The organism is Bifidobacterium aesculapii (assembly GCF_001417815.1).
Taxonomy (GTDB): Bacteria; Actinomycetota; Actinomycetes; order Actinomycetales; family Bifidobacteriaceae; genus Bifidobacterium; species Bifidobacterium aesculapii.
The window spans coordinates 42,451-58,612 of record NZ_BCFK01000028.1 but is presented as its reverse complement, the minus strand read 5'-3'; the positions used below and the strand labels follow the sequence as shown (position 1 = coordinate 58,612).

At 65.2% G+C, this 16,162-nt stretch carries 13 protein-coding genes and 1 pseudogene; 12 read left to right on the top strand and 2 right to left on the bottom strand.

Annotation, left to right across the window (positions count from 1 at the left end; all coding sequences use genetic code 11):
- The first annotated feature begins 10 nt into the window (after window positions 1-10).
- The 11 genes from BFAL_RS03905 (at window position 11) to BFAL_RS03855 (ending at window position 13,286) form a co-directional block, all read left to right on the top strand.
- Window positions 11-910: a TrmH family RNA methyltransferase gene (locus tag BFAL_RS03905; RefSeq protein ID WP_055427164.1), complete on the top strand. Its 900-nt coding sequence runs from the start codon at window positions 11-13 to the stop codon at window positions 908-910.
- A gap of 229 nt (window positions 911-1,139) precedes the next feature.
- Window positions 1,140-2,204 (top strand): phenylalanine--tRNA ligase subunit alpha, encoded by a 1,065-nt coding sequence (gene pheS, locus BFAL_RS03900; RefSeq protein WP_370696057.1) that lies wholly within the window; start codon window positions 1,140-1,142, stop codon window positions 2,202-2,204.
- Window positions 2,205-2,211: 7 nt separating this feature from the next.
- Window positions 2,212-4,821, top strand: a complete 2,610-nt coding sequence (pheT, locus tag BFAL_RS03895) for a phenylalanine--tRNA ligase subunit beta (RefSeq protein ID WP_055427112.1) — start codon at window positions 2,212-2,214, stop codon at window positions 4,819-4,821.
- Between the two features lie 93 nt (window positions 4,822-4,914).
- Window positions 4,915-5,700, top strand: a complete 786-nt coding sequence (locus BFAL_RS03890; RefSeq protein WP_082440344.1) for a hypothetical protein — start codon at window positions 4,915-4,917, stop codon at window positions 5,698-5,700.
- A 108-nt stretch (window positions 5,701-5,808) separates the two neighbouring features.
- Window positions 5,809-6,903 carry an N-acetyl-gamma-glutamyl-phosphate reductase gene (gene argC / locus BFAL_RS03885; RefSeq protein ID WP_055427111.1) on the top strand — a complete coding sequence of 365 codons (1,095 nt, stop codon included), beginning with the start codon at window positions 5,809-5,811 and terminating at the stop codon, window positions 6,901-6,903.
- The gene (gene argJ, locus BFAL_RS03880) at window positions 6,900-8,072 is read left to right on the top strand and encodes a bifunctional glutamate N-acetyltransferase/amino-acid acetyltransferase ArgJ (RefSeq protein WP_055427110.1); all 1,173 of its coding nucleotides are present in this window, start codon (window positions 6,900-6,902) and stop codon (window positions 8,070-8,072) included. Before argC ends, argJ begins: the two co-directional genes overlap by 4 nt.
- 16 nt (window positions 8,073-8,088) lie before the next feature.
- The gene (argB, locus tag BFAL_RS03875) at window positions 8,089-9,045 is read left to right on the top strand and encodes an acetylglutamate kinase (RefSeq protein WP_055427109.1); all 957 of its coding nucleotides are present in this window, start codon (window positions 8,089-8,091) and stop codon (window positions 9,043-9,045) included.
- Entirely contained in the window at window positions 9,035-10,345 is a 1,311-nt protein-coding gene (locus tag BFAL_RS03870; RefSeq protein ID WP_055427108.1) for an acetylornithine transaminase, read from the top strand. The genes argB and BFAL_RS03870 overlap by 11 nt, the downstream gene beginning before the upstream one ends.
- A gap of 43 nt (window positions 10,346-10,388) precedes the next feature.
- Window positions 10,389-11,354, top strand: a complete 966-nt coding sequence (gene argF, locus BFAL_RS03865) for an ornithine carbamoyltransferase (RefSeq protein ID WP_055427107.1) — start codon at window positions 10,389-10,391, stop codon at window positions 11,352-11,354.
- Window positions 11,351-11,866, top strand: a complete 516-nt coding sequence (argR, locus tag BFAL_RS03860; protein ID WP_055427106.1) for an arginine repressor — start codon at window positions 11,351-11,353, stop codon at window positions 11,864-11,866. Before argF ends, argR begins: the two co-directional genes overlap by 4 nt.
- Window positions 11,867-12,047: 181 nt before the next feature.
- Complete coding sequence (locus BFAL_RS03855) at window positions 12,048-13,286, top strand: argininosuccinate synthase (RefSeq protein WP_055427105.1); 1,239 nt, start codon at window positions 12,048-12,050, stop codon at window positions 13,284-13,286.
- Between the two features lie 272 nt (window positions 13,287-13,558).
- On the opposite strand, the gene BFAL_RS03850 is transcribed toward BFAL_RS03855, so the two are convergent.
- Together BFAL_RS03850 and BFAL_RS10600 are read right to left on the bottom strand one after the other, a co-directional pair.
- A complete protein-coding gene (locus BFAL_RS03850) occupies window positions 13,559-14,488 on the bottom strand; it encodes a site-specific integrase (protein WP_055427104.1) in 930 nt (309 codons plus the stop codon).
- Window positions 14,479-15,099: pseudogene (locus tag BFAL_RS10600) on the bottom strand (restriction endonuclease subunit S); the annotation flags it as partial. The gene BFAL_RS03850 and the pseudogene BFAL_RS10600, both read right to left, overlap by 10 nt.
- Before the next feature lie 78 nt (window positions 15,100-15,177).
- On the opposite strand from BFAL_RS10600, the gene BFAL_RS03845 reads away from it, so the two are divergent.
- Window positions 15,178-16,146, top strand: a complete 969-nt coding sequence (locus tag BFAL_RS03845; RefSeq protein WP_055427103.1) for a restriction endonuclease — start codon at window positions 15,178-15,180, stop codon at window positions 16,144-16,146.
- Window positions 16,147-16,162: the final 16 nt, after the last annotated feature.

The following is a 16,162-nucleotide window of genomic DNA, read 5'->3' as shown; positions in this document are numbered from 1 at the left end:
TCTGGTGGGCATGCCCATCAACCAAGCAGTGATCGACAATCCGAAATCAGACCGTGTCAAGCGTGTGGCCGGACTCGCGCGGCCCGCGGCGCGCGAACGTTCCGGCCGCTTCCTCATCGAAGGGCCGCAGTCCGTGCGCGAGGCCGTCACGTGGCGGCCGGACGTCGTGCAGGATCTCTACGTCGCGGTCGACGACGTGCTCGGCGAGACCCGCTACGCCTCGGACACGCTCGCGAAGATCGTCGAGCAGTCGCAGGACGCCACCATCTACGTGCACAAGGTCACGCGCACGGTGATGGAGAAAATGAGCAAGGACGCGCAGGGCATCGTCGCCGTCGGCAACATGCGCGCCATGCACGCCGACGCGGGCGACGTCAGGCTCGGCGCGACCCCTCGCGTCGCCGCCTTCTGGCAGGTGCGCGATCCCGGCAACGCGGGCACCGTCATCCGTGCGGCGGATGCGGCCGGATGCGACGCGGTCGTGTTCGTCGACGAGTGCGTCGACCCGCTCAACCCCAAGGTCATCCGTTCCACCGCGGGTTCCCTGTTCCACATCCCGGTCCTTTCCATGGACGTGGACGGGTTCCTCGCATGGGCGGGGGGGCACGGCGTGGACGTCATCGCCGCCGACGTGTACGGCACGCCGGACCGCCGTCCCGAATCGTTGCCCGACGTGCTCGCCGCACGCGCGCGGTCCGTCGCGACCGCGACCGAAGACGGTGCCTCGGATGCGACGGCCGCACGCGGCGACGCCGTGCTGTTCGGCAACGAGGCGCGCGGACTGCCGCCTGAAATCCTCGCACGGGTGGATCGCATCGTGTCCATCCCGCTGTACGGCAAGGCCGAATCGCTCAATCTCGGCACCTCCGCCGCGGTGATGCTCATGAGCCTCGCCATGAGTGCGAAGTAAGGCATGTGCGCGCGGCCCGCCGCCCATGACGGGCCGTCCGCGACGCCCGTCGGACGCGTGGCCCTGCTCCGGGCGTGAACGTCCGGCGACCACGTGATGGAACCCGGCGGCCATGTCGAGTCATACCGTGACAATGTGATGTTGGACAACGCTTGGGAAACGCGTGTTTTCGCGCGTCTCCCCACGTGCTCAGCACGTCATTGAAGCAGATATAAAGGAAAGGGTGCTCGTGGCAGAAGCGCTATTCGATGCGCAAGCGGTGACCGATGCGGTCGCCGAAGGCATCGCGAAGATCCAGAACGCCTCCACGCTGGAGGAATTGAAAGCCATCAAGACCATGTACGCCGGCGCCGATTCGGCGATGACCCAGGCCAACAAGGCCATCGGATCCCTGCCGAAGGACGAGAAGAAGGAAGCCGGCAAGCTCATGGGCAAGCTGCGTGCGGATTTCGGCCGCGCCTACGGTCCCAAGGAGAAGGAGCTCAAGGAGGCCGCCGAGGCCGCCGCGCTCGCCGCCGAGGCCGTCGACATGACGCTGCCGGTCGAACGCAAGCCGCTCGGTGCGCGTCATCCGCTCGCCAAGCTCATGGAGGACGTCGAGGACTTCTTCATCTCCATGGGATGGCAGATCTCCTCCGGCCCCGAAGTGGAGGCCGAATGGTACAACTTCGACGCCCTCAACTTCGGCCCCGACCACCCTGCCCGCCAGATGCAGGACACCTTCTACGTCAAGGGCAACCAGGCCAAGGACGCCGCCGGCTTCGTGGGCTCCAACATGGTCGTGCGCACGCAGACCTCCTCCGATCAGGTGCGTGCGCTCATCGGCCGCGGCGTGCCGCTGTACATCGCCTCGCCGGGCCGCGTGTTCCGCACCGACGAGCTCGACGCCACGCACACCCCGGTGTTCCACCAGTGCGAGGCGCTCGCCGTCGACAAGCACCTGACCATGGCCGATCTGAAGGGCGTGCTCGACAAGCTCGCCGTGGCCATGTTCGGCCCCGAGGCCAAGACGCGCCTGCGCCCCAGCTACTTCCCGTTCACCGAGCCGAGCGCCGAGCTCGACCTGTGGTTCCCCGACAAGAAGGGCGGTCCGGGCTGGCTCGAATGGGGCGGTTGCGGCATGGTCAACCCGAACGTGCTCAAGTCCGCCGGTCTCGACCCGAACGAATACACCGGCTTCGCGTTCGGCGTGGGCATGGAGCGCACGCTGCTGCTGCGTTCCGACATCAACGACATGCACGACCTCGTCGAGGGCGACGTGCGTTTCGCCGAACAGTTTGTGATGGGGGAGTGATTACGCCATGCCTATGATCGATATCGATTGGCTCAAGGAGCACGTCGAGGTCCCGGAGGGGCTCACCTACGAGCAGCTCGCGAAGGACCTCGTCAAGGTCGGTCTCGAGGAGGAGGAGATCCATTCCTCCCAGGTGACCGGACCGATCGTCGTCGGCTACGTGGTGGACGCCACGTCGGAACCGCAGAAGAACGGCAAGATCATCAACTGGTGCCATGTTGACGTCGGCGACGAATACAACGAGACCGACGAGAACGGCAATAAGGTGCCGCGCGGCATCATCTGCGGCGCGCCGAACATGGCCGCCGGCGAGAAGGTCGTCGTGACGCTGCCGGGCGCCGTGCTGCCGGGCGATTTCAAGATCGAGCCGCGCAAGACCTACGGCCACATCTCCAACGGCATGTGCGCCTCCGAGCGCGAGCTCGGCCTGGGCGACGCCCATGACGGCATCATCCTGCTGCGCCACTACGGCTTCACCGAAGAGGAGTACGAGGCCCTGAAGCCCGGCGACGACGCGATGCACCTGCTGCACCTCGACCAGCCGCTGCTGGAGATCAACATCACGCCGGACCGCGGCTACACGCTGTCCTACCGCGGTGTGGCGCGCGAATACCACCACTCCACCGGCGCCGCGTACACCGATCCGGTCAAGGCGCTCAACGAGCATGTCCCGGTCGCCGCGGGCGAGGCCTCCGGCTCCGCGCCGGACATCCAGGTCGAGATCGACGACGCGAACCCGATCCACGGCGTGCCCGGATGCGACCGCTACTACGCGCGTGCCATCCGCGGCTTCGACCCGTCGTCGCGCACGCCGAACTGGATGCGCCGCCGTCTCATCCGCGCCGGCATGCGCTCCATCTCCCTGGCTGTGGACGTCACCAACTATGTGATGCTCGACCTGGGGCAGCCGATGCACGCCTACGATCTGGACAAGCTCGAAGGCCCGATCGTGGTGCGCCGCGCCGCGGACGGCGAGAAGCTCGTCACCCTTGACGGCAAGGAGCATGAGCTAAGCCATGAGGATCTGCTCATCACCGACTCCCCGAACGGCCAGCGCGCCTCGCGCATCATCGGCCTCGCCGGCGTGATGGGCGGCCTGTACGGCGAAGTGACCGCCGAGACGAAGAACATCCTGCTGGAGGCCGCTCACTTCGATCAGGTGTCGATCGCGCGTTCCGCCCGCCGCCACAAGATCCCCTCCGAGGCGTCGCGCCGCTTCGAGCGTGGCGTCGACTACCAGCTGCAGCCCGCCGCCGCGCAGATGGCCGCCGACCTGCTCGTCAAGTACGGCGACGGCGAGGCCAGCGAACACCCGACCGACGTGAACAACACGCATCGCCGCAAGGCCATCCACTTCAAGGCGTCCGAGGTCAAGCGCGTCGCCGGTCTCAGCACCGAGGTGAACGCCATCAGCGACATCCTCACCGACATCGGCTGCACCGTGGCCGGCGGCGGCAACGGCGAGTTCTCCGTCACCCCGCCGACCTGGCGTCCGGACCTCAACGAGCCGTGCGACCTGGTCGAGGAGGTCGCGCGTCTCGTCGGCTACGACGAGATTCCCGTCACCGTGCCGCCGGCGCCGGTCGAAGGCCATGTCGGTCTGACCGCCGACCAGCTGCGCCGCCGCCGCGTCGCCGACGAGCTCGCCGAATACGGCATGGTCGAGGCGCTCAGCTACCCGTTCGTGGGCGACAACGACTACAAGGCGTTCGGCTACGACGCCGAGGCCACGAAGCGCGTCAGCGTCGAGATCGCCAACCCGCTGTACGGCGACCGCCCGTACCTGCGCCGTCACATCCTGCCCACGCTCGCCGCCACCGTGCAGCGCAACATCCGCCGTGGACTGGAGAACATCTCGCTCTACGAGCTCGGCCACGTGTACCTGTGGAACCCGGATGCGCCCGCCATTCCGGCGCTGCCCGGCGGCGTCAAGCCGAGCCCCGAGCAGCTCGCCGCGCTCGATGCGGGCCTGCCGGACCAGCCCGACCACGTGGCCGGCATCCTGACCGGTCTCGCCGAGAACAGCGGTTGGCTGGGCGGCAAGCGCCCTGTCGACTGGTCCGACGCGGTCGAGGCCGTACACCGCATCGCCGACCGTCTCGGCGCGAAGATCGAACTGGAGCAGCCTGCCGCCGCGGACGTGCCCGCCCAATGGCACCCGGGCCGCTTCGCACGCGTGAACGCTTCCGGCACGTTCGTCGGATTCGTCGGCGAGCTTCACCCGCACGTCAACGAGGCGCTCGGATTCCCCGAGCACTCCGCCGCGTTCGAACTGAACCTCACCGCGCTGTTCGCCACGCTCGACGGCAAGCCGGTGCAGGCGAAGCCGATTTCCACGTTCCCGCCGGTCAAGCAGGACCTCGCATTCACCGTGGACGACACGGTGACCGCCGCCCAGCTCGAAGCCGTGGTGCGTGACGCCGCCGGCGCGAACCTCGAATCCATCGAGCTGTTCGACGTGTTCACGGGCGACCAGGTCGGCGAAGGCAAGAAGTCCCTCGCCTTCGCCGTGGTCTTCCGTTCGCCGGACAAGACCCTCTCCGCCGAGGACAGCGAGACGATCCGCAAGGCGATCGTCGACAAGGCGGGCGAACTGGGAGCGCAGCTGCGCGCCTGACGCGACGCCCCGCGTGGTGTTCACCGCGAGACCGTGAGCCCTCGGCGAAACGACGATACGCTACCATAAGGGGCAATTACGAGGAGGAACCCGATGAGCGCACCCGAACAGCAGCCGACCGATCCCCACATGCAGGGGGGAGGTGCGGCTCCTGTGACGGCAGGCCCATCGGGTTCCCCCGTTTCCGAAGGGGCCGCGGGCGAAGGCGGCGGCAACGTCACGCCGCAGGCCCAGCCGCAGTACGGCCAGTACGCGCAACCCGACTACGGTGCGATGCTCAGCCAGTTCGGTCCGAACTACAATCCCTACCTGTACGGCGCCCCCGACCCCGAACCAAAACAGGACGAAGGGGCCGGGCAGGGAACGCAGGCCCCCGTGACCGGCCCACGCACCATTCCGGGCGCCGCCTACCCGGGCGGGTACCCCGGGCCGCAGGGGCAGCCGTACGGGTACGGCCGGCCGGGCGCTCCCACGAATCCCCAGAACGGGCCTCAGGCCCACATGGGCGCCGCCGGTGGGAACGGTCCCGCTCCGGACGGCCACACGCCCCGGTACTTCTACGGCATCGACGTGAACGACCCCAACCAGAATCCGCTGTATGGGCGGTGGGACTCCTACGCGGTCATCGCGTTCATCTTCGCGCTGGTCTTCACCGTGCCGGTGCTCCCGGCCGTGATGGGAGGCATCTCCGTATGGCGCACTGGCATGTTCCACATGAAGGGCAGGGGTCTCGCCATCGCCGCGATCGTCATCAACGTGCTCACCACCATCGTGCAGATCTGGATGTGGGTCAACGGCATGGACGTCACCGACCTCACCAACCAGATGCTCGGCATGTATGGAGGCGATTCCGGCTCCGGCGACACGATGACCACCTGATCGCCGCTCTTCGTCGCATCGCCGTTCCGACATGCGATTACATAATTATGCAATAGTCTGCATAGGTATGTATGCTCGTGGGTATTGCCCATGAGTGAAGGACGTGATATGGCGAAGTACACGGTGGCCGTGGCGGGTGCCACGGGCTATGCGGGAGGCGAGGCGCTGCGCATTCTCGCCGCCCACCCCGAATTCGAAGTGACCTGCGTGGCGGGCCATTCCTCAGTGGGGGACAGGCTCGGCGCCCACATGCCGCACATTCCGCAATTGGCCGACCTGACCGTGGAGGACACCACCCCCGAGGTGCTCAACGGCCATGACGTGATCATCCTGGCGCTGCCCCACGGCGCCTCCGGCAGACTCGCCGCCGAGCTCGACCCGGACGCGGTCGTCGTCGACCTCGGCGCCGACCACCGTCTCGAGGAGAAGTCCGCATGGGACGAGTTCTACGGCGGTGATTTCTACAAGCATTGGACCTACGGCATGCCCGAGCTCATCACCGGCCATGGCGCGGACGGCGCGTACACGCGCCAGCGCGCCGCGCTGCCCGGAACCAAGCGCATCGCAGGCCCCGGCTGCAACGTGACCGCCACCACGCTGGCATTGCAGCCCGGAGTGGCCGAAGGGCTCGTCGAGCACAAGGACATCATCGCCGACCTCGTCGTCGGCTATTCTGGCGCCGGCAAGAACCTCAAGCGCACCAATCTGCTCGCCGCCGAGGCGTTAGGTTCGGCCGTGCCCTACGGCGTGGGCGGCACGCACCGCCACATTCCCGAGATCCTGCAGAACCTCGCGCACGCGGCGGGGCTCGACGCCGCTGCCGCCGACGGTTTCACGCTCGGTTTCACGCCGGTCCTCGCCCCGATGGCGCGCGGCATCCTCGCCACCGTCAGCGCGCGCATGACCGACAAGGCGCTCGCGATGGGGGACGACGAGATCCGCTCGATCTGGGCCAAGGCGTACGAGGGGCAGGACTTCATCACCGTGCTGCCCGCCGGCACGTTGCCCGCCACCGCCAACGTCATCGGATCGAACGCCGCGCACGTGCAGGTCGTCACCGACCGCAAGGCCGGCCGGCTCATCGCGTTCGCCGCCATCGACAACCTCAACCGCGGCACCGCCGGGCAGGCGGTGCAGTCCCTGAACATCGCCCTCGGTCTTCCCGAAGACCAGGGCCTGACCAAGATCGGAGTCGCCCCGTGAGCGTCACATTCGCACAAGGATTCGCCGCAGCCGGCGTCGAGGCGGGCATCTCCGCCGTGGCCGGCAAGAAGGATCTCGCACTCGTCGTCAACAACGGCCCGCTCGACGCGGCCGCAGGCGTGTTCACATCGAACCGCTTCTGCGCCGCACCCGTGCAGTGGTCCCGCAAGATCGTCGCCGACGGCCATATCAAGGCAGTGATCCTCAACTCCGGCGGCGCCAACGCCTGCACCGGCGAACCCGGGTATGCGCAGACGAAGGCCACCGCCGAAACCGTGGCGGCGCTCGTCGGCGCGGACCCCACGGACATCGCCGTATGCTCCACGGGCCTGATCGGCGAACTGCTGCCGCTCGACCACGTGCTCGCCGGCGCGAAGACCGCCTACGCGGCGCTCGCCGCCACGCCCGAAGCGGGCGCGGACGCCTCGCACGCCATCATGACCACCGACACCAAGCCGAAGACCGTCACGCTTGAAAGCAAGGACGGCTGGCGCATCGGCGGCATGGTCAAGGGCTCCGGCATGATCGCCCCCCAGCTGGCCACCATGCTGTGCGTCATCACCACGGACGCCGTGGTCTCCGCCGGTCAGCTGCAGGCCGCGCTGGCCGTCGCCGCGGAACACTCGTTCAACCGCATCGACGTGGACGGCTGCATGTCCACCAACGACACGGTGCTGCTGCTCGCCTCCGGCGCCAGCGGCATCGAACCCGACAAGGATGAGTTCAACGAGCTCGTCCGCCAGGCCTGCGCCTCGCTCGCCCGCCAGATCATCGGTGACGGCGAAGGCGCCAGCCATGACATCCGCATCACCGTCACCGGCGCCACCAGCGAAGATGCGGCCCTCGCCTGCGGCCGCGCGGTAGCCGCCTCCAACCTGCTCAAATGCGCGATCAGCGGCAACGACCCGAACTGGGGGCGCATCGTCTCCTCGCTCGGCACCGTGCCGCCGGAAGTCGCACCGTACGATTCCGAGAAGGTGACCGTCGACGTCAACGGCGTGCGCATCTGCGAGAACGGCGGTGCCGGACGCGACCGCAGCGAGGTCGACATGACCCCGCGCGAAGTCCACATCGACATCGACCTCAACGTCGGGGACGCGGAGGCGACCGTGTGGACCGACGACCTCACCCACGAATACGTCCACATCAACGCGGACTACGAAAGCTGAAAGAGCTGAAGGAATTATGGCTACAGAACTGAAGGGGCCCGGATTCCATTTCGACGTGCACACCGACCTGCGCGCCGACCAGAAGGCGGAGGTGCTCATCGAGGCATTGCCGTGGCTCGAGGAATTCGCCGGCCAGCGCATCGTCGTCAAATACGGTGGCAACGCGATGATCGACGAACACCTCAAGCAGTGCTTCGCCGAAGACATGGTGTTCCTGCGCCAGGTGGGCCTGCACCCGATCGTCGTGCACGGCGGCGGCCCGCAGATCTCTCAGATGCTCAAGGCGCTCGGCATCAAATCCGAATTCAAGGGCGGACTGAGGGTCACCACGCCCGAGGCGATGGACGTGGTGCGCATGGTGCTCACCGGCAAGGTCTCGCGCGAACTCGTCGGACTCATCAACGCGCACGGACCGCTCGCCGTGGGCCTGTCCGGCGAGGACGGCGGCCTGTTCTCCGCCATGCAGCGCAGGCCCGTAATCGACGGCGAACCCACCGACATCGGCCTGGTCGGCGACGTCGTCTCCGTCGACGCCTCCGCCGTCGAGGATCTCGTGAGCGCCGGGCGCATTCCCGTCGTCTCCTCGGTCGCGCCGAACGAGGACGACGCCACCGAAGTGCTCAACGTGAACGCCGATTCCGCGGCAGCCGCGCTCGCCGCCGCCGTCGGCGCGCGCAAGCTCGTCATCCTCACCGACGTGGACGGCCTGTACGCCGACTGGCCGGACCGCAACTCCCTGATCGGGCGCATCGGCGTGGAGAACCTGCGCGACATGCTGCCCGACCTCGAATCCGGCATGCGCCCGAAGATGGAGGCGTGCGTGCGCGCCATCGACGGAGGCGTGCCCCAGGCGCACATCATCGACGGCCGCAAGCCGCATTCCATCCTGAACGAGATATTCACCTCCGCCGGCATCGGCACCATGGTCGTGCCTGAGGACGGCATCGAAATGAGGAGCTCCTATGTCTTCTGAGACCGCTGCAGCGAACGGCGCCGAAACGCTCGGGCCGAAGGATTCCGCATGGCTGGGGGAGTACTCCCAGGTGCACATGAACGTGTTCGGCACCCCGCTTCGCGTGCTCGACCACGGCCAGGGCACGCACGTGTGGGACGTCGACGGCAACAAATACCTCGACTTCCTCGGCGGCATCGCCGTCAACTCGCTCGGCTACGCGCACCCCAAATGGGTCGCCGCCGTCGCCGAACAGGCCGCAAAGGTCGCGCACACCAGCAACTATTTCGCCACCGAGCCGCAGATTAGGCTCGCGGCCAAACTGGTGGAACTGGCCGGCGCGCCCGAAGGGTCGCACGTGTACTTCGGCAACTCCGGCGCCGAAGGCAACGAAGCGGCCCTGAAGCTCGCGAAACTCTACGGGCGCACGCTGCCCGGCGCCGCGCCCGCGATGGGCGGCAAGCCGGCGCGCATCATCGCGCTGACCAACGGGTTCCACGGCCGCACGCTCGGCGCGCTGTCCGCCACGTGGAAGCCCGGCATCCGCAAGCCGTTCGGACCGCTCGTGCCCAACATCGAATTCGTGCGCGCCGGCGACTCGTTCGCCCTCTACGAGGCGTTCTCGGAGACCGGCGTCGGCCACTACGGCAAGGGGCCCGTCGCCGCCGTGATCATGGAGCTCATCCAGGGCGAGGCCGGCGTCAAGCCGTTGGGCGCCGACTATGTCAGGAAGGTGCGTGAGATGTGCGACATCAACCACGCGCTGCTCATCATCGACGAGGTGCAGACCGGCATCGGCCGCACCGGCGCATGGTTCGCCTTCCAGCGCGAGGACCTCTCCGGCGGCGTCACGCCCGACATCGTCACCTTCGCCAAGGGCGTGGCCGGAGGCTTCCCGATGGGCGGCATGATCGCCTTCGGAGCCAAGCTCTCCGCCCTGTTCACCCCCGGATCGCACGGCTCCACCTTCGCCGGGAACCCTCTGGGTGCGGCGGCGGCGCTCGCCACGCTCGACGTCATCGAGGGCGACGGCCTCCTCGCCAATGCCGAGGAGCGCGGCCGCCAGCTGCGCGACGGCCTCATGTCCTGCGGCAACCCGCTGTACGTCTCCACGCGAGGCCGTGGTCTGCTCGACGCGGCCGAACTCGCCCATCCGTGCGCGCACGCCGTCATGAACTGGTGTCTCGAACGCGGCCTCATCGTCAACGCGGTGCGCGCCGACGCCCTGCGCTTCGCGCCTCCGCTGATCGTCTCCGAACAGGACATCGACGAAGCGCTCGCCATCCTCAAGTCGGTCCCCTCCGACCTGCCCAACGACTGACCGGTCGCCGGCCACCCACACCCGCAACCCGAAAGGACCCCACATGACACCAGAACTGCGCCACATGCTGCGCGATGACGACCTGAACCACGAGGAACAGAAGCAGGTCCTCGAACTCGGCATGAAGTTCCGCCAGGACCGTTTCTACCGTCAGCCGTTCGCCGGCCCGCAGGCCGTCGCCGTGCTGTTCGACAAGCCGTCCACGCGCACCCGCTCCAGCTTCTCCATCGGCGTGGCCGAACTCGGCGGCTACCCGCTGGTGATCGACAAGTCCGGCTCCCAGCTCGGCCGCGGCGAGCCGGTGGGCGACACCACCGAAGTGCTCACGCGCATGGCGTACGGCCTCGTGTGGCGCACCTTCGGCCAGGACCGCGTCGAGGAGATGGCCGCGCACGCCACCTGCCCGGTCGTCAACGCCCTGACCGACGACTTCCACCCGTGCCAGATCCTCGCCGACTTCCTCACCATCGCGCAATTCCGCGGCGGCGTGGACGCGCTCAAGGGCAAGACCATCGCCTACGTGGGCGATGCGGCGAACAACATGTCCAACTCCTACCTGCTCGGCGGCGCCGTCGCCGGCATGCACGTGCGCGTCGCCGGCCCGCAGGGCTACCTGCCCCGCCCGGACATTGTGGCCGACGCCGAGCGCATCGCCAAGGAGAACGGCGGTTCCATCCTCGTGACCACCGATCCGAAGGAGGCCGTCAAGGACGCCGACTGCGTGTTCACCGACACGTGGGTCTCGATGGGCGAGGAGGCAGAATACGCGATTCGTTCCAAGCCGTTCTGGAACTATCAGGTCAACGACGCGCTCATGGCGCTCGCCAAGCCGGATGCGCTGTTCCAGCACTGCCTGCCCGCCTACCGTGGCAAGGAGGTCACCGCCTCGGTGATCGACGGTCCGCAGTCCGTGGTGTGGGACGAGGCGGAGAACCGCCTGCACGCGCAGAAGGCGTTGCTCACGTGGCTGGTCGGCAAGCAGCGCGGCGACGAAAGTCTGCTGGCATGAGCGACGCGCGCACGCGTGCGTCCCTGCAACGTCCGGCCACGAGGGCGGCGCGCCTGAGCGCCATCGAGGAGGTGCTGCTCACGCACGTCATCACCTCCCAATCGCAGCTCTCCGACATTCTCGCCGACGAGGGCATCGCGGTGACGCAGGCCACGCTGAGCCGTGATTTGGACGAGATGAACGCGTTCAAGAAGCGCCTGCCCGACGGCACGATGGCCTACGCGGTGGGGCATGACGCCGGCGACGACGAGCAGAAGGATTCCGCGAAGGTGGAGGCGCAGATGTCGCGCGTGCTCAGTGGCCTCGTCACCTCGGTGGCGTCCGCGAGGAACCTCATCGTCGTGCACACGCCTTCCGGCGCGGCGCAGTATGTCGCATCGGTGATTGACAAGCAGCCGATCGACGGCATGCTCGGCACCATCGCCGGCGACGACACCGTGATGGCGATCTGCCGGGACGACGAGACCGCCGTGGCCCGCGCCGACTGGCTGCTCGCGCTCGCCTCCAAATGACGGCATCCGTTCCCCGATCGTGACGGCATCGACGTGGCCGCCGGCGTCATGCATGCCGGCGGCCACACGCGTATGCGCGCATCATGCGCGCGGGAACGTGTACATATGCTGGACACGCCGTGCATAAATATACGGACTTCTGTATATACTTGCATCAGTTCGTTTTGAAGAAAGGCATTCCATGGCTGATAACAACCGACTCGTACTCGCCTATTCCGGCGGTCTTGACACCTCCGTCGCCATCTCCTACCTGAAGGAACGCACCGGCAAGGACGTCGTCGCCGTGTCCCTCGACGTCGGCCAGGGCGGCGAAAGCCTGGAGACCATCAAGGAACGCGCCCTCGCCTGCGGTGCCGTCGAAGCCTACGTGGTCGACGCCCGCGACGAGTTCGCCAACGAGTACTGCATGAAGGCCCTCAAGGCGAACGCCATGTACGAAGGCGTGTACCCGCTGGTCTCCGCCATCTCCCGTCCGCTCATCTCCAAGCATCTCGTGCGCGCCGCTCACCAGTTCGGCGCCGACACCATCTCCCACGGCTGCACCGGCAAGGGCAACGACCAGGTGCGTTTCGAGGTGTCCATCGCCTCCATCGACCCGACGCTCAAGGCCATCAGCCCGATCCGTGACCTGGCCCTCACCCGCGACGTGGAGATCGCGTTCGCCAAGGAGCACAAGCTGCCGATCACGCAGACCGAGAAGAGCCCGTACTCCATCGACCAGAACGTGTGGGGCCGCGCCATCGAGACCGGCTTCCTCGAGGACCCGTGGAACGGTCCGACCAAGGACTGCTACTCCTACACCGACGATCCGGCGTTCCCGCCGGTCGAGGACGAGGTCGTCATCGAGTTCAAGCAGGGCGTGCCGGTCAAGATCGACGGCCGCGACGTCACCCCGCTGCAGGCCATCGAGGAGATGAACCGTCGCGCCGGCGCCCAGGGCATCGGCCGCATCGACCTCATCGAGGACCGTCTCGTCGGCATCAAGTCCCGTGAGCTGTACGAGGCCCCGGGCGCAGTGGCCCTCATCACCGCGCACCAGGAGCTGGAGAACTGCTGCCTCGAGCGCGAACAGCACCGCATCAAGCGCGACATCGACAAGCGCTGGGGCGAGCTCGTCTACGACGCGCAGTGGTTCAGCCCGGCCACCCAGTCCCTGAACGCGTTCATCGAGGACACCCAGAAGTACGTGTCCGGCGAGATCCGCATGGTGCTGCACGGCGGCCGCGCCGTCGTCACCGGCCGTCGCTCCGACACCTCGCTGTACGACTACAACCTCGCCACCTACGATTCCGGCGACAGCTTCGACTCGAAGTCCTCCAACGGCTTCATCGACATCTACGGCCTGCCGAGCCGCGTCGCCGCCGCCCGCGACGTCAAGTTCGGCAACGGCATCGAAGTGCCGTCCAACACCGTCGAGTGAGCGTCCACTGATCACAGGCCGGCCGTGGCGCCGGCCTGCCGGTCGGTGCTGGCCGACCCCATTCATTAAGGCCTTCCCTGGATTCATCCTGGGAAGGCCTTTTCGCGTGATGGTGATGAATGCGCCCGGTGAGTATTGAGTGCTGTTGGCATATCCGAGCCGGTTTCGTGATGCGATGACGCACGCCTCACGCTGACGGAGTGCTCAAGGCGGGTTGCCGTCTCGCTTGCATCATTGCCCTCACCAACGTAAGCGCCAGTGCTTTATGTGGGTTATATGAGGGTGGAGAGCGCTCGCATCACGATATCGACATCCTTGTTCTCCAATTCGCGGATGACATGCAGATACGTGTCTTGGGTGGTGTTCATGCTCGCGTGTCCAAGTCGTTTGGATACGCTTGCGATGGAGACGCCGGCGAACAGCAACAGCGAGGCGTGAGTGTGCCGCAGACCGTGAATCGAAATCACGGGGACTTCGGCATGCGCGCAATGCCGTGCCAGAACACCGTTCGCCGTTGAGTTGTACACCTTGCCTTTCACAAAGATGGGTTCCGATTCAGGCAGGTTCTTCAGCAACGCTGATAACTGCATGATCAATTGCCAATCAAGCTGCACTTTGCGCACCGACGAGGCGTTCTTGGTCGGCACGAAGCCTCCTCCGTTCTTGTAGTCCCATGTCTTGTTGACCGACAGGGTCTGATGGACGAAGTCGAAGTCACTTGGAGTGAGTCCCAGCGCTTCGGAGAACCGCAGTCCGGTTTTGGCGACGAGCAGTATCAGCCAGTCCCAGCTTGGCTCCGGTCCGAGCTCCAGATCGGCGAGAACCGCATGCAATTCGAACTGATTCAGATACTTCGTTTTCTTGGTCCGCGGCGGCCGCCCTTTGATGATTGCCTTACGCGTGGGGTCCCGTTGTATGAGCCCCTCGTCCACGGCGTCGAGAATCGCCCCTTTCAGTTGATGATGGAAGTCCATCGTCGTTTGACGTTCGTGGTGCTCGGCATATCCATTGATCAGTTTCTGGTAGTTCACACGGTCCATGTCTCCAAGTCTGAGAGCTGGGATGAGCTTGTTAAGCCACATTTGGGTGAGAGCGTATTTCTTCATCGTCACGTCTCGGATCGCGCCTTCCTTGTAGACGCTGACCCATTGCGCGTAATAGTCGCAGAACGTCATTTCCGAATTGTCCTCGCTTACGGCCATGTAAGGTCTCCTTTGCAGATGGACAGGCGCTTACGTTGATGACGGAGCATTACCAGACAATCACATAGGGCAGGTGATCTGGACTGTTGGCGTGGCTGCAAAGGCTTACGCTGATGAAGGGTGATGAGGTCGTCGAGCCGGGAGAAGAACCGGCCGATGGCCTGCTGCTCTAGTGCTGACGGCATCAGCAAATTCATTGATTTTAATTTGCTGAAATCTACACTTTCAACGGTCGTACCAGTCTTTCCGTATTCAAGAAGCAGTCTCTTGTTATGTGACACGAAGTACTGCAACAGCCACAAACCTGAACATGAACCGTTAGGTTGTATGACCTTGATGTCTTGGTTAACAGTCGCCGTTTTTCGCAGCATTGCAACGGGAAGCGTATGCCGTAATATCCCACTTCGTGTAACCATGACAAGTGATCCCACAGGATACCTCGTCAGTTTCACAGCGCCTTTTTCAGAAATCATTGTTGTTGTACTGACAAGATAATGTTGCTTGACATCTTGTGATGTCACCCACAGATTCTTCCCACCCAAATAGTTCGCAGTGTCTGCCATAGAAGGAGTATGTCCTCCACCAAAGGTGGCAATCTCTTCCAACTTACGATGTTCCCAAGCGGATGCATCGTACCAGTTGTTTGGCGTATTATGGCTACACGGCTATGACGGAGATGGAAGTGGACAATGGCAATTCCCCGATACGATGAATTCTTCGGTCCGGTGCTCCGATTCCTTTCCGACGGTAAGGTTCACGAATCCGGTGAGATGCTGTCGGCGCTCGCCGACGAGTTCAATCTGACCGATGAAGAGCGTCGGCAGCTTCTGCCCAGCGGCCGTTCCCGGGTGCTCAACGGACGCATTGGCTGGGCCAGAACGTATCTGAAAAAGGCCGGACTTATGGAGAGTCCCAAACGTGGCGCCTACCGCATCACCGAAGAGGGGGAGAAGGCGCTTGCATCAGGTGACCCCATCGACAGTGGGTATCTGAGCCGATATGAATCGTTTCGTGATTTTACGGGTGGCAGCAATGACGACAGTGCGTCTGAAGCGACTTCCGGAGCAACGCCATCCGATCGGACAGTGAGTACATCACGTCGCGCGGAATCAGTGAAAGGGGCTTCATCGGAGGAGACCCCTGATGAAGCCCTTGATCGCGCGTTCGCTTCGATCTCCATGCGCCTTGCCGACGACCTGCTGGCGGAGGTCCTCAAACTTTCGCCGGTGGCGTTCGAACGCTTCGTGCTCGATCTGATGGCGAAGATGGGATATGGTGCCTTCGACTCGGCGAGTCAGATGACACCGATCACCGGGGACGAGGGCATCGACGGCATCATCATGGAGGACAAGCTCGGCTTCGATCTGATCTACGTGCAGGCCAAGCGCTACGCCGAGGACCAGACCGTGGGAAGGCCGGACATCCAGAAGTTCGTCGGTGCGATTGCGGGCCGCGGCGGCAGGGGATTGTTCGTCACCACCGCGCGGTTCATCAAACAGGCGATCGACTATGCGAAGCTCCAGCACATCATCCTCGTGGACGGGCACAAGCTCGCGCAACTGATGATCGAGCATGATTTCGGCGTCAGCACCCGCAGGATCTACGAGATCAAAACCGTGGACAGCGACATTTTCAACGAGTACACGGACGAAGAATAAGAAGAACAGAAGCAGG